This is a genomic window from Trujillonella humicola (genome assembly GCF_046233715.1).
Classification (GTDB): Bacteria; Actinomycetota; Actinomycetes; order Mycobacteriales; family Geodermatophilaceae; genus Trujillonella; species Trujillonella humicola.
On sequence record NZ_JBJNRJ010000009.1, the window covers coordinates 119,813 to 131,093 of the forward strand.

An 11,281-nucleotide genomic window follows, 5' to 3' on the forward strand; every position below is an offset into this window, starting at 1 on the left:
CCCCCCCCCCCCCCCCCCCCCCCCCCCCCCCCCCCCCCCCCCCCCCCCCCCCCCCCCCCCCCCCCCCCCCCCCCCCCCCCCCCCCCCCCCCCCGCACTCCCTCAGGACGTCCGAGACGTCCTGCGGCAGGATGCCGCCCGTGACCGACACGCAGACCGGACTGCCCGCGGGCCTGTTCACCACCATCGACCACGTCGGCATCGCCGTCCCCGACCTGGACGAGGCCATCGCCTTCTACTCGACGACGTACGGCATCACCTCGGTGCACGAGGAGATGAACGAGGAGCAGGGCGTCCGCGAGGCGATGCTCGCCGTCGGGGACGGCGACACCCGCATCCAGCTGCTGGCACCGCTCACCCCGGAGTCGACGATCGCGAAGTTCATCGGCCGCTCCGGCCCCGGCCTGCAGCAACTGGCCTTCCGCGTGGAGGACGTCGACGCGACCTGCGCGATCCTGCGCGAGCGCGGCCTGCGGCTGCTCTACGACACCCCCAAGCGCGGCACCGCCGACAGCCGGATCAACTTCGTCCACCCGAAGGACGCCGGCGGCGTCCTCGTCGAGCTGGTCGAGCCGGCGCGGACCCCCGCCGCGCACTGACGCCGCGAGCCCGCGGGCTCAACGCGGCCAGGCCACCGGGAAGAGCGGGTGGTCCAGCTCCGCCCCGGCGGGCAGCTCGTCGGCCAGCCCCTCGAACGGCGGGGACGTGCGCCACGGCCGCGGCGCGTGCCGGGCCCCCTCCGACAGGTAGCGCAGCGAGAGCACGCGCCGGCGACCGGGGAACGGGAACCCCGGGGCGCCGTGCACGGTGAGGAAGTCGAAGAACACCGCGTCGCCGGGCTGCAGCTCCCAGGCCCGGATGTCGTGCGCCGACCGGTCGGCCTCGACGTCCGGGAGCTCGGCCAGCGCCCCCTCGGGGAACCAGCGCGCCTCACCGGTCATGAAGGTCCGGGGCATGAGCCACGGGCCGGCGTGGCTGCCGGCCAGCAGCTCCAGGCTCCCGGCCGCCGGAACGGGGTCGACGGGGATCCACGCGCTGACGCCCCTGCCGTCGACGTTGTAGTACGGCTGGTCCTGGTGCCAGGGCGTGCGCTGCGCGGTGCCGCCCTCCTTGACCAGCACGTGGTCGTGGTAGAGCCGCACCCGGCGCGATCGCAGCAGCGCCGCGGCGATCTCCGGCACCCGCGAGCGCAGCGCCAGCGCGGCGACGTCGGGGACGTCGGTCCACCGGCAGAAGTCCTCGACGAACAGCCCCGGGTCCTCGGGCCGGCTGGCGGTCAGCGCCAGGTCCCCGGGCCGGCGCAGCACCTCCTCGACCGCGCGGGTGGCACGCGCCACCTCCTCGGCGTCGAACACGCCGCGGACGCAGACGACGCCGTCCCGGGCGAACTGCTCGACCTGTTCCTGGGAGACCGCAGCCACGTGCGCAGCCTAGGCACCCGGGCGGCGACCCCCTGCCGGACAGTGGCGCAGGTCGCCCCGTCCGGCCTCGCCAGCCTCACTACCCGTCAGTAACATCTGCCCCCACCGCAGCCGCTCCTCCGAGCCGACGAAGACCCGGGAGACATCGTGGACGAGATCAGGGACGCCATCCTGGCCGATCAGCTGGCCGACATCGGGGGGCTCCCGGTGCCGGAGTCCTACCGCGCGGTGGTGGTCCGCAAGGACGAGCAGGACATGTTCGCCGGCCAGGCCACCCGGGACAAGGACCCGCGCAAGTCGCTGCACGTGCAGGAGGTCGCCACCCCGGAGCTGGGCCCGGGTGAGGCGATCGTGGCGGTGATGGCGTCGTCGGTGAACTACAACACCGTGTGGACGTCGATCTTCGAGCCGGTGAGCACCTTCGGGTTCCTGGAGCGCTACGGCCGGGTGTCGGAGCTGACCAAGCGGCACGACCTCCCGTACCACGTGGTGGGCTCGGACCTGGCCGGCGTGGTGCTGAAGGTCGGGCCGGGGGTGAACAAGTGGCGCCCCGGTGACGAGGTCGTCGCGCACTGCCTGTCGGTGGAGCTGGAGGACCCGGCCGGCCACGACGACACGATGATGGACCCCCAGCAGCGGATCTGGGGCTTCGAGACCAACTTCGGCGGGCTGGCCGAGCTCGCCCTGGTCAAGTCCAACCAGCTGATGCCCAAGCCGGCGCACCTGTCGTGGGAGGAGGCCGCCGCCCCCGGGCTGGTGAACTCCACCGCCTACCGGCAGCTGGTGTCGCGCAACGGGGCGAACATGAAGCAGGGCGACACCGTGCTCATCTGGGGCGCCTCGGGCGGCCTCGGCTCATATGCGACGCAGATGGCCCTCAACGGCGGCGCCATCCCCGTCTGCGTCGTCTCCTCCCCCGAGAAGGCCGAGATCGTCCGGCGGATGGGCGCCGAGCTGGTCATCGACCGCTCCGCCGAGGGCTACCGGTTCTGGAAGGACGAGCAGACCCAGGACCCCAAGGAGTGGCAGCGGTTCGGCAAGAAGATCCGCGAGCTCACCGGCGGGGAGGACGTCGACATCGTGTTCGAGCACCCCGGCCGGGAGACCTTCGGCGCCAGCGTCTACGTCGCCAAGAAGGGCGGCACGATCATCACCTGCGCCTCCACCACCGGCTACCTGCACGAGTACGACAACCGGTACCTGTGGATGAACCTGAAGAAGATCCTGTCCTCGCACTTCGCCAACTACAAGGAGGCGTGGGAGGCCAACCGGCTCATCGACAAGGGCCTCGTCCACCCCACCCTGTCCAAGGTGTACCCGATGGCCGAGGTCGGCCAGGCCGCCCTCGACGTCCACCGCAACGCCCACCAGGGCAAGGTCGGCGTCCTCACCCTCGCCCCGGAGGAGGGGCTCGGCGTCCGCGACGGGGAGAAGCGCGCCAAGCACATCGACGCCATCAACCGCTTCCGCGGGGTCTGAGGACGGACCACCCGTCCCCCCACGCCTCGCACGCTCGGCGCGGGTCCCTGACGGGTGGCCACGTGCCGGGGAGGTGCCCTCCCGGGGCACCTCCCCGGCCGGGTCCGCGTTCTATCGTCGGGGGTCACCGCCCCCGTCCCCGGCCCGGCCCGGACCTCGGACCGACACGCCGACGAGCTCCGCCGACTCTGCGAGGATGACCGCATGACCGATCCCCGCCGCGACCTGGTGCCGATGCGCGAGGCCCAGCACTCGTTCGACGTGGTCCTGCGGGGCTTCGACCGCCACCAGGTGGCCGAGACGATCGAACGGCTCGAGGCCGACATCCGCGTGGCGCTCGCCGATCGGGACGCTGCGATGGCCCGGTCCTCCGACCTCGCGGGCCAGCTGTCGGCGATGCACGGGGAGATCGACCAGCTGCGCCGCAAGGCCGCCAGCGCGGGGCCGGCCACCTTCGAGAACATGAGCGAGCGCATCTCGCACATGCTGCGACTGGCCGAGGAGGAGGCCGCCGAGATCCGCCAGGCGGCCCAGCAGGAGGCCTCGGCGCTGCGCGAGCAGACCGCTGCCGAGGAGCGGGCGATGCTCGAGCGGCACGCGGCCGGTCAGGCCGAGGTCGAGCGCATGCTGGCCGAGGCCCGGCAGAACGCCGAGCAGATCGCCACCAAGGCCCAGCTGCGCGCGGACGAGCTCGTGACCAAGGCCCAGGAGAAGGTGGCCCGTCTCGACGCGGAGTCCCAGGCCCGGCGGGCCAAGGTGGAGGAGGACTTCGAGATCGCCCAGCGTGCCCGGCGCGCCGAGGCGGCCCGGCTCGAGGAGGAGCGCGACCGCGCCTCGACGGAGGCGGCCCGGCAGCGGGTGGCCGCCGCCGAGCAGCACGCGGCCCACCTGGTCGGCGAGGCGGAGGCGGCCGCCGCCGCGATCCGCAACGTCCGCGACGAGCTCACCGGCCGGCTGCTCGAGGTCCGCCGGATCCTCGGTTCGCTGCCCGAGCTCGGCGACCGCCCCGTGCCCCCGCCGGCACAGCCGGGCCGCGAGCAGGGCGAGCAGCAGGCCCCTCGGCCCCCGGCCCCCCAGCCGGCTGCGGCGCCGGCCGCTCCGCAGCCCGCCCAGGGTTCCGGTGAGGCGGCGGCCGCCCGCCAGCCGGTGCGCCCGCCGGCGCCGGCGACCCAGCCCGCCGTCCAGCGAGGCGCCCACCGGCCGCCCACCGGCTCCCAGCCGGCCGTCCCGCCGCAGGGCCCGACCACGCAGGTCGCGCTGCAGACCGTCAGCGGCGGCCAGGCCAGCACCCCGCCGGCGCAGCAGACGCAGGTGATCCGCCCGGTCACCGCGCCGCAGCCGGCGGCACGCCCGTCCGGCGGCGCCCCGGAGGGGACCCGGCCGGTCGACCCGCCGACCCTGGTGCAGCCGGCGGTCTCCACCGAGGGCACCGCCGAGCACCGCGCCGAGAGCTCCGGTGACGCGCGCCCCGACGTCCCCTCCGGGGAGCGGACGGAGCCGGCCGAGCGCGACCCCGCGCCGAGCGACGGCGGGACCGCCGCACCCGCGGCGCGCCGCTGACCCCAGCTCCACCGCGCTCCGGCCCGTCCGGTGCGGTACGGACGACGCGTGCCCGACCCTCCCGAGACCACCTCGGCCGACCCACCCGCGCGCCGCGGCGGTCCCCGGCATGCCGCTCCGGAGAACGGCGGCTCGCCGGACGCGGCGGTGTCGACGTGGCACAGCGCTCCCGCGGCCGCCGGCCGGTCCGCCCACCGGCGCCGCAGGAGCACCCGTGGGAGCGGCGGTCGCCGGCGCCGCCAGGGGTGGCCGCGCGTCGGCCCGGCGGGCGGCGCGCTCGCCGCCGTCATCGCCGTGGTGGTGGCGGCGGTGGTGGTGGGGCTGGTCCGGGAGGGGGCCGGGGGCACCGCCGCGGCTCCCGGCACGGACGGTCCGGGCGCCCCCGTCCCGACCGGTGCGCCCCCGGGGCTGCTCGCCTGGCTGCGCACCGAGCTGCCCGTCGGGGGAACCGTCACGGCCACGGCACCGGTCCGCGACGTCCTCGTGCGGGCGGGTGCCGATCCGGCGGTGCTGCCGGAGTCCGCGCCGCCGTGGAGCGGGGACCCGGCCGTGCCCGTCCTGGTCCTGACCGAGACCGAGCCCGGGGGCAGCCGCGTCCTGGCCCGCTTCGACCGCGACGGCGCCGTCCCGCTCCTGCTGGTGGACCCGGCGCCGGTCGAGCCGGCCGAGGAGCTGCGGCGGCAGCGCGAGTCCCTGGCGGCGGCGGTGCTGGCCAACCCCGCCACGCGGACGGAGGGGGACACCCGGGAGGTCCTGGCCTCCGGCGAGGTGGACCCCCGGCTGCTGACCCTGATCGCCGGCCTGACCGCCCGGGAGGGCGTCGGCCTGTGGGAGTTCCCGTCGCTCCCGGGCGAGCAGGGCGGGACCGCGCCCGCCCGCCGGGTGGTCGTCGACGCCGTCGGCGACCGGCCGGTCCCGGCCGACGGCGCGGCCACGCAGCGCCTGGTCGCGTGGCTGGACGCCCAGCTGGCGCCGCTGGCCCCCGACACCGTCGAGGTGACCGGCGACGGCGTGCTCGTCGGCTTCGCCTACGTGCCGGGGCCGGACGCCGTCGTCGCGGCAGCCGGCCGGTGACCGCCGCCGTGCGGCGCAGCCCGGAGCCCGGTAGACGTAGGGGCGGCAGCGCGCGCTGTCGTGCCGCTGCGCTCGCCGGGGCACGGATCCACATCCAGGGGGAACTCGCCGTGCGGAGCACCCGTGCCGTCCTCGCCGTCCTGCTCGCCGCGGTCTGCGCGACGCTGCCGCTGAGCGGGGCGCAGGCCGCCGGCAACGGACAGCTGCGCCTCGCGCACCTGTCCCCCGACACCCCGCCGGTCGACGTCTACGTCGACTCCGTCTCCGCGCCCGGCACGGGGCAGGCCTTCCCCGCGGTCGGGTACGGCACCGTGTCCGACTACCAGCAGGTCCCGCCCGGTACCTACGCGATCAGCATGCGCCAGGCCGGCGCCGACCCGGCGAGCCCCCCGGTGCTGTCGACGACCGTCACGGTCGGCGCCGGTGACGCGCGGACCGTCGCCGGGGTCGGCCCCTTCGCCGACCTCGGCCTCGAGGTGCTGGAGGACGACCTGACCCTGCCGCCGGCCGGCTCCGCCCGCCTGCGCGTGATCGCCGCCGCGGCGACCGCCCCGCAGCTGGACGTCGCCCTGACCGGCGGCTCGGTGGTCACCGCGCTGACGTTCTCCGACACCAGCGACTACGCCGACGTCCCGGCCGGGAGCGCCACGCTGGCGGTGACCCCGGCGGGCGGCGAGCCGGTGTCGCTGCCCGTCGACGTGACCGCCGGCGCGGTGTACAGCGTGCTGGTCCTCGACGCCCCCGGCGGTGGCCTGAGCGTGCGGCCCGTGCTCGACGCGGCCGGGGCGGCGACGGTACCCGCGGGCGGTGTCGAGGCCGGGGGCGGCGGCGCGGCCGGCGGCCCGGCGCTCCCCCGGGTCCTCGCCGGCGTCCTGCTCCTGCTCGTGGTGGGTGGCGGCCTGTTCGGCGTCGCCACCCGCCCCGGCCGGCGGGTCGCCGGCGGTCGGCACTCCGCGGCGTCCTGAGGCCGTGCCGCAGCCCGCCCGGCACCGCCGGCCGCCGTCCCGGCACCGCGCGCCGCGCCGGCGCCGGCTGACGGTGCTGCGGGTGCTGCTGGCCGCCGTGGCGGCGGTCGCGGGCACCGTCGCACTGCTCGACACCGGGCCGCTGGAGCCGTCGCCGGCGGCCACCGCGCTCGTCACGGCCACCGCCCCGCCCGTCGCCCTCCAGGCGCGGGCGGTCGGAGCGGTCGCCGAGCCCGTCCGGGTGCGCGTGCCCGGGATCGGCGTGGACAGCCCGCTGGAGCGGCTGGGCGTCGACGCCGCCGGGGCGCTGGAGGTGCCGGCCGACCACGGCCGGGCGGGCTGGTTCGACGGGGGCCCGGCGCCGGGGGACGTCGGTCCGGCGGTGCTGGCCGGTCACGTCGACTCCACCGCGGGGCCGGCGGTGTTCTGGCGGCTGCGCGACCTGACCGCCGGGGACGAGGTCCTCGTCGACCGCGCGGACGGGACGACGGCGCGGTTCACCGTGACCCGCGTGGAGCGGCACGCCAAGGATGCCTTCCCCACCGACGAGGTCTACGGACCCACCCCCGACGCCCAGCTGCGCCTGGTCACCTGCGGCGGGGAGTTCGACCGCTCGCAGCGCAGCTACCGGGACAACGTCGTCGTCTTCGCGCGGCTGGCCTGAGCTGGGCTACCTGCGGCGGGCCCGGGCGCGCCAGCAGGCCGGGTGCCAGTGCCGGCGCAGGTCGGCGGCCGAGTCGACGTCCCAGGGATCGAGGTCGGAGTCGCGCGGGTAGGCCGGCCAGGTGACCAGGTGCGGCGTCGCCGGCCGGATCGCCTGGTCGCAGCCGGGGCAGCGGTAGCTCTTGGTGCTCGCCGCCCCGGTCAGCGACCGCACCACCCAGTCGCCGTCGGCGGCCTCCTCCACCCGCTCGGCGCGCCGGGCCGGGCCGGGTCCCGGGGACCGCGACCCGGCCCGCGCGCGCCGTCGGGGCACGGGCTCAGCTGCGGGCGTAGTCGCGGAAGCCGCGACCGGTCTTGCGGCCGAGGTAGCCGGCGGTCACCAGGTGCTCCAGCAGCGGGGCCGGGGCGAACCCGGGCTCGCGGAACTCGGTGTAGAGCTCCCGCTCGATGGCCAGCGAGACGTCCAGGCCGACCACGTCGAGCAGCTCGAACGGGCCCATCGGGTAACCGCAGCCCACCTTCATCGCCGCGTCGATGTCGTCGGCGGTGGCGTAGTGCGCCTCGAGCATCTTGACCGCGTCGTTGAGGTAGGGGAACAGCAGCGCGTTGACGATGAACCCGGCCCGGTCGGTGCACGACACCGGGTGCTTGCCCAGCTGCTCGCAGACCGCGTGCGCGGTGGCGGTGACGTCGTCGGCGGTGGAGATGGTCGAGACCACCTCCACCAGCTTCATCACCGGCGCCGGGTTGAAGAAGTGCAGGCCCACCACGTCGGCCGGGCGGCCCGAGGCCCGGGCGCACTCGATCACCGGCAGGCTCGAGGTCGTCGTGGCCAGCACCGCGCCGGGCCTGGCGATCTCCCCGAGCGCGGCGAACAGCGCCTCCTTGACCGGCAGCGACTCCACCACGGCCTCGATCACCAGGTCGCGGTCGGCCATCTCGTCCAGGTCGGTGGTGCCGCGCACCCGGCCCAGCGCCTCGTCGCGGGCGGCCTCCTCCAGCCGGCCACGGGCCACCTGCTTGTCCAGCGACCTGCGCAGCGCCGTGGTGACGGCGGCGACCTTCTCCGCCGACCGGGCGTGGAACAGCACGTCGTAGCCGCCCTTGGCGACCACCTCGACGATGCCGGTGGCCATCGTGCCCGAGCCGACGACGCCCACGGCCGACACCGGCCGGGCGCCGGCCGACGCGCCGCCCGCCGCCGGGGTCAGGGCGTCCGGCACGACCTCGGCGGAGTCCCGCTGGGCGTAGGTGTAGAAGCCGCGGCCGGACTTCCGGCCCAGCAGCCCGGCGGTCATCATCTGCTTGATCACCGGGCTGGGGGCGTGCAGCCGGTTGCGCGACTGCTTGTACATCGTGTCGAGGATCTCGTAGGCGGTGTCGATGCCGATCAGGTCCATCAGCGCCAGCGGGCCCATCGGCAGCCCGCAGCCCAGCCGCATCGCGGCATCGATGTCCTCGCGGGAGGCGTAGCGGGCCTCGAACATCGACACCGCGTGGTTGAGGTAGCCGAACAGCAGGGCGTTGGCGATGAACCCGGCGCGGTCACCGATCGTGACGTCGACCTTGCCCAGGCGGGTGGCCAGCGCCTCGACGTCCTCCACCACCGCCGGCTCGGTGACCACAGTGCGCACCACCTCGACCAGCTTCATGACCGGCGCCGGGTTGAAGAAGTGCATCCCGATCACCCGCGACGGGCGGGCGGTGGCCACCGAGAGCTCGGTCACCGACAGGCTGGAGGTGTTGGTGGCCAGGATCGTGTCCGGCGGGCAGATCGCGTCCAGCTTGCCGAAGATCTCGGTCTTGAGCTCCATCCGCTCCGGCACCGCCTCGATGACCAGCTCGGCGTGCGCCAGGTCCTCCAGCGACGTGGACCAGCGGATCCGGCCGAGGATCTCCTCCCGCTCGGCGGGGTCCAGCTTGCCCCGGCTCACCGCCCGCCCGGTGGACTGCTCCACGTGCCCACGGCCCCGGGCCACCGCCTCGTCGTCGACGTCCACCGCGGTCACCGACAGGCCCGCCCGGGCGAGCACCTCGCTGATCCCGGCACCCATGGTGCCCAGGCCGACGACGCCGACCTCGGTCAGTTCTCTGGCCACGCTGCCACTCCTCCCGATCGCTGATCGACCGGGAGTCTCCCACCCGGAGGCGCCGCCCGCGCGAGCGGGTTACCGGCGGGTAACTAGAACAACCGCTGGGACGGGTCGTCGGTGCCCTTGAGGACGGCGTAGTCGACGGTCAGGCAGTCGATGCCCCGGTCGGCGGCGAGCACGCGGGCCTGCGGCTTGATCTCCTGGGCGGCGAAGACCCCCCGGACGGGAGCGAGCAGCGGGTCGCGGTTGAGCAGCTCGAGGTACCGGGTCAGCTGCTCGACGCCGTCGATCTCCCCGCGCCGCTTCACCTCCACGGCGACCGTCGTCCCCCCGGCGTCGCGGCACAGCAGGTCGACCGGGCCGATGGCCGTCGGGTACTCCCGGCGGACCAGCTGCCAGCCCGCGCCGAAGGTGTCGACGTGCAGGGCCAGCAGCCGCTGCAGCTCGGCCTCGACGCCGTCCTTCTGCAGGCCGGGGTCGACCCCGAGGTCGTGCGAGGAGTCGTGCTCCACCGACTCGATCGTGATGACCAGCTGCTCGCCGGCCTTGTTGGTCACCGTCCAGGTGCCCGCCCCGTCGGTGAGCTCCTCCCGGAGCGAGCACGGCGGGGTCATCCAGTTGAGCGGCTTGTAGGCGCGGTCGTCGGCGTGCACCGACACCGAGCCGTCGGCCTTGACCAGCAGCAGCCGGCTGGCCATGGGGAGGTGGGCGGTCAGCCGCCCGATGTAGTCGACCGAGCAGCGGGCGATGACCAGGCGCACGGGCAGCGACGGTACCGGGCGGGGTCGGCGGGGCCGTTGCAGCGGGGTCGGCGGGGCCGTCGCAGCGGGGTGGGTGGGGCAGGCGAGGCCGTCCGGGAACCGGCGCAGGTCCCCGGACGTCGTCCGACCGTGACGCGGACCTCACTGCGCGGCGTGCTCGCCGTCCTCGCGCTGGTGCTGCTGTGCTCGTGCGCCGAGCGCCCCGACGACGGCGGGGAGGCCGGCGGCCCGCCCCTGGCGCCCGGGCTGCCCGACGGGCTGGTCCTGCAGGTGTCCTACACCGGCGGCTTCGTGACGCCGGAGATGCTCGCGACCCGGTTGCCCCTGGTGAGCATCTACTCCGACGGCCGTGTGCTCTCCGACGGTCCGGTGATCGCCATCTACCCCGGCCCGGCGCTGCCCAACGTGCAGGTGGCCCGGGTGGACGAGGCCACCGTGCGGCAGCTCGTCGAGCAGGCGCTGGCCGCCGGGGTGGCCGAGACCGGCGACCTGGGCACCCCGCCGATCGCCGACGCGGCCTCCACCCGCTTCACCCTGGTGACCGCCGAGGGCACCCACGTGCGGGAGGTCTACGCGCTCGCCGAGGGAGGCGGCGGGACCGACGGCCTGACCCCGGAGCAGCAGGAGGGGCGGGCCGCGCTCGCCGGACTGCTCGACGCGCTCACCGCGACCACGGGCACGTCCGGCGAGGCCTACGTGCCGGAGTCCGTCGCGGTGGTGAGCCGCTCCTGGACCGAGGCCGACGCCGATCCGGAGCTGCCGCAGGCGGAGATGACGTGGCCGGGGCCGCCGCTGCCCGGCGAGCCGCTCGAGCCGGCGCTGGGCCTGTCCTGCCTGACCGCGGAGGGGGCCGACGCGGCCGCCGTCCTCGAGGCCGCCGCGGCGGCCAACACCCGCACCCCGTGGGTGGCCGCCGACGGCTCCCGCTGGGCGCTGTCGTTCCGGCCGCTGCTCCCCCACGAGACCGGCTGCCCCGACCTGCGCGCCTGACCGGAGGAGATCCGCAGGCGTCACGCCGATGTCGTGTCCCCGGACATGTGTCGTGGTGTGGGCTCATGACATGTGTCGCGGTTGGGTTCAGGCGGCTTCCATCCTGGCGTAGCGCTGGTGGGGGTCGAGGGTGAGGTGGCCCAGGGGTTGGCCGTCGAGGGCGTGGAAGACCACGCGGGGTCCGTTGACCAGCAGGGTGATGTGCTGGCCGGCGTAGGCCGCGCCCAGGCGGAGGTCGTGTGCGCCGAGGCCGACGCGGCCGTCGGGGCGCACGGT

At 75.8% G+C, this 11,281-nt stretch carries 12 protein-coding genes; 7 read left to right on the top strand and 5 right to left on the bottom strand.

Features of this window, described 5'->3' with window-relative positions; translation table 11 throughout:
* Positions 1-139: 139 nt before the first annotated feature.
* Complete coding sequence (gene mce / locus ACK586_RS07480) at positions 140-598, top strand: methylmalonyl-CoA epimerase (RefSeq protein ID WP_409329831.1); 459 nt, start codon at positions 140-142, stop codon at positions 596-598.
* A gap of 18 nt (positions 599-616) precedes the next feature.
* Here the strand turns inward: mce and ACK586_RS07485 are convergent, their stop codons facing one another.
* Positions 617-1,420: a phytanoyl-CoA dioxygenase family protein gene (locus ACK586_RS07485; protein ID WP_409329832.1), complete on the bottom strand. Its 804-nt coding sequence runs from the start codon at positions 1,418-1,420 to the stop codon at positions 617-619.
* 147 nt (positions 1,421-1,567) lie between these two features.
* On the opposite strand from ACK586_RS07485, the gene ccrA reads away from it, so the two are divergent.
* The 5 genes from ccrA to ACK586_RS07510 all read left to right on the top strand — a co-directional run bounded on the left by ccrA (position 1,568) and on the right by ACK586_RS07510 (position 7,162).
* On the top strand, positions 1,568-2,899 hold the full coding sequence (gene ccrA, locus ACK586_RS07490) for a crotonyl-CoA carboxylase/reductase (protein ID WP_409329833.1): 1,332 nt from the start codon (positions 1,568-1,570) through the stop codon (positions 2,897-2,899).
* Between the two features lie 204 nt (positions 2,900-3,103).
* On the top strand, positions 3,104-4,459 hold the full coding sequence (locus ACK586_RS07495) for a hypothetical protein (RefSeq protein ID WP_409329834.1): 1,356 nt from the start codon (positions 3,104-3,106) through the stop codon (positions 4,457-4,459).
* A gap of 48 nt (positions 4,460-4,507) precedes the next feature.
* On the top strand, positions 4,508-5,533 hold the full coding sequence (locus ACK586_RS07500; protein ID WP_409329835.1) for a hypothetical protein: 1,026 nt from the start codon (positions 4,508-4,510) through the stop codon (positions 5,531-5,533).
* Positions 5,534-5,643: 110 nt separating this feature from the next.
* The gene (locus ACK586_RS07505; RefSeq protein ID WP_409329836.1) at positions 5,644-6,498 is read left to right on the top strand and encodes a DUF4397 domain-containing protein; all 855 of its coding nucleotides are present in this window, start codon (positions 5,644-5,646) and stop codon (positions 6,496-6,498) included.
* 4 nt (positions 6,499-6,502) lie between these two features.
* Positions 6,503-7,162 carry a class F sortase gene (locus ACK586_RS07510; RefSeq protein WP_409329837.1) on the top strand — a complete coding sequence of 220 codons (660 nt, stop codon included), beginning with the start codon at positions 6,503-6,505 and terminating at the stop codon, positions 7,160-7,162.
* Positions 7,163-7,168: 6 nt separating this feature from the next.
* On the opposite strand, the gene ACK586_RS07515 is transcribed toward ACK586_RS07510, so the two are convergent.
* The 3 genes from ACK586_RS07515 to nucS all read right to left on the bottom strand — a co-directional run bounded on the left by ACK586_RS07515 (position 7,169) and on the right by nucS (position 10,015).
* Positions 7,169-7,474: a hypothetical protein gene (locus ACK586_RS07515; protein WP_409329838.1), complete on the bottom strand. Its 306-nt coding sequence runs from the start codon at positions 7,472-7,474 to the stop codon at positions 7,169-7,171.
* A 4-nt stretch (positions 7,475-7,478) separates the two neighbouring features.
* Positions 7,479-9,260: a 3-hydroxyacyl-CoA dehydrogenase family protein gene (locus ACK586_RS07520; RefSeq protein ID WP_409329839.1), complete on the bottom strand. Its 1,782-nt coding sequence runs from the start codon at positions 9,258-9,260 to the stop codon at positions 7,479-7,481.
* A gap of 83 nt (positions 9,261-9,343) precedes the next feature.
* The gene (gene nucS, locus ACK586_RS07525) at positions 9,344-10,015 is read right to left on the bottom strand and encodes an endonuclease NucS (protein WP_409329840.1); all 672 of its coding nucleotides are present in this window, start codon (positions 10,013-10,015) and stop codon (positions 9,344-9,346) included.
* A 129-nt stretch (positions 10,016-10,144) separates the two neighbouring features.
* On the opposite strand from nucS, the gene ACK586_RS07530 reads away from it, so the two are divergent.
* The gene (locus tag ACK586_RS07530) at positions 10,145-11,005 is read left to right on the top strand and encodes a hypothetical protein (protein WP_409329841.1); all 861 of its coding nucleotides are present in this window, start codon (positions 10,145-10,147) and stop codon (positions 11,003-11,005) included.
* A gap of 87 nt (positions 11,006-11,092) precedes the next feature.
* On the opposite strand, the gene ACK586_RS07535 is transcribed toward ACK586_RS07530, so the two are convergent.
* The coding region (locus ACK586_RS07535; protein WP_425330371.1) for a hypothetical protein at positions 11,093-11,281 on the bottom strand (189 nt) is incomplete at its 5' end.

Coding starts and splice junctions, on each gene's coding strand:
- ACK586_RS07495 (WP_409329834.1), top strand. CDS start 3,104: ATGACCGATCCCCGCCGCGACCTGGTGCCGATGCGCGAGGCCCAGCAC.